1 protein-coding gene is annotated in these 379 nt (G+C 46.7%); it reads left to right on the forward strand.

Annotated elements, in window-relative coordinates; translation table 11 throughout:
- Positions 1 to 369 (forward strand): adhesin (locus tag EVJ22_RS15385; RefSeq protein ID WP_131444298.1); only part of this gene is annotated, 369 nt, incomplete at its 5' end.
- Positions 370 to 379 lie beyond the last annotated feature (10 nt).

Genomic DNA, 379 nt, shown 5'->3' on the forward strand with positions numbered 1-379 from the left:
ACAGGAGATACCGCCGATCCATCAGGAAACCTCTATGGTGTAATGACCCCAGCAGGAAACACGCCTGGCAATATCAACCTGGGTAATGATGTCACCGTCAATGTCAACGCCGCCTCTGGATATGCAAAAGGAATCATTATTCAGGGCAAAAACAGCTCCCTGACAGCTAATCGACTCACAGTAGATGTTGTTGGTCAAACCTCTGCCATCGGCATTAACTTAATTGGTGACTATACCCATGCTGACTTAGGCACAGGCAGCACCATTAAGAGTAACGATGACGGCATCATTATTGGGCATAGCTCAACACTAACAGCCACTCAATTCACCATTGAAAACTCGAACGGTATAGGCCTATACCATCAATGACTATGGCACC

Source organism: Exiguobacterium sp. SH0S7, assembly GCF_004337195.1.
GTDB classification, from domain to species: Bacteria; Bacillota; Bacilli; order Exiguobacteriales; family Exiguobacteriaceae; genus Exiguobacterium; species Exiguobacterium aurantiacum_A.